This window comes from Pelovirga sp. (assembly GCF_059864205.1).
Window position 1 is genome coordinate 1 of record NZ_JCBCBS010000030.1, and the last position, 1,401, is coordinate 1,401.

At 53.7% G+C, this 1,401-nt stretch carries 2 protein-coding genes; both read left to right on the top strand.

Features of this window, described 5'->3' with window-relative positions; translation table 11 throughout:
* The first annotated feature begins 17 nt into the window (after positions 1 to 17).
* A complete protein-coding gene (locus AC6F7T_RS01895; RefSeq protein WP_500716279.1) occupies positions 18 to 596 on the top strand; it encodes an HD domain-containing protein in 579 nt (192 codons plus the stop codon).
* 83 nt (positions 597 to 679) lie between these two features.
* On the top strand, positions 680 to 1,401 hold a 722-nt coding region (locus AC6F7T_RS01900), incomplete at its 3' end, for a serine--tRNA ligase (RefSeq protein ID WP_500716280.1).

Here is a 1,401-nt window from a genome sequence, read left to right on the forward strand (position 1 = left end):
AGTGGGAAGGAAAAGGTATGAAAAATATAGCGAATTTTCTGTTTGAAGTGGGGATGCTCAAGCGTACGCCGCGCACCGGCTTTCAGTTTCTTGGATCGGGCGCCCAGTCGGTGGCAGAGCACAGTTTTCGCACGGCGATGATCGGTTATGCTCTGGCTCAGCTTGATGGCAGGGCCGATGTTGCGCGGGTGTTGCAGCTCTGCCTGTTTCACGACATTCCTGAAGCACGAACCGGCGATTTGAACTACGTCAACAAGAAATACGTTCAGGTCGATGAGCAAAAAGCGGTTGATGATCTTGCCCGAGAGCTCCCCTTTGGTGATGATTACCGTGATACATTAATTGAGTTTGCTGCTCGTGAGAGTTACGAGGCGCAACTGGCCCATGATGCCGATCAGCTCGAAATGGTCCTGTCCCTGAAAGAACATAAGGATCTGGGCAATCGCTACGCCGATGAGTGGTACCCCTTTTCGCGTTTGCGCTTAAAAACCGAGATCGCCAAGGAGCTGGCGGAAACCATCTGGGAGACCGATTCGTCGAAGTGGTGGTTTGATGAGGATCATCAGTGGTGGGTCAATGGACGTAACGGGAAATAGGGGGTGGGGTTATCTTGACCTTTTACACTTCAAAGTGCTATTGACCTTGAGCACTGAACAGGATCGATCACAAGGAGAAAAGAATGCTTGATATCAGATATTTACGGGAAAATTTTGACGCGGCGCAGCAGGCATTGGCGCGGCGCGGTGGAAATATCGACCTGTCCGGATTTTTGGCCCTTGATCGGCAACGCCGTGAACTGCTCGGCGAGTCGGAAGGATTGAAGGCGGAAAAGAATAAGGTGTCCGAAATCATCGGGCGCACAAAAGATAAAAGCCAGGTGCAGGGGGAAATTGCCCGGATGAAGGAGGTCTCGGCCCGCATCAAGGAGCTCGATGATCAGCTGGCGCAGGTGGAGGTGCAGTTAAATGAACTGCTGATGGGGGTGCCGAATATTCCCCATGAACTGGCGCCGATTGGTGTGTCGGAAGAGGATAACCCGGAGGTGCGCACTTGGGGTGACAAGCCGCAATTCAATTTTACTGCCAAGGCGCATTGGGATCTTGGTCCTGACCTTGGCATTCTTGACTTTGAACGTGCCGGCAAAATATCCGGCGCGCGTTTCTGCCTGTCAACCGGCGCCGGCGCGCGGCTGGAGCGGGCGCTGATCAATTTCATGCTCGATCTGCACACCGACCAGCACGGTTATACCGAAACCCTGCCGCCGTTTCTGGTCAATCGAGCCTCCATGACCGGCACCGGTCAGTTGCCCAAGTTTGAGGCCGACCTGTTTCACACCGAAGAGGTCGATCTGTTTTTGATTCCAACGGCAGAAGTGCCGGTGACCAACATCCACCGTGACGA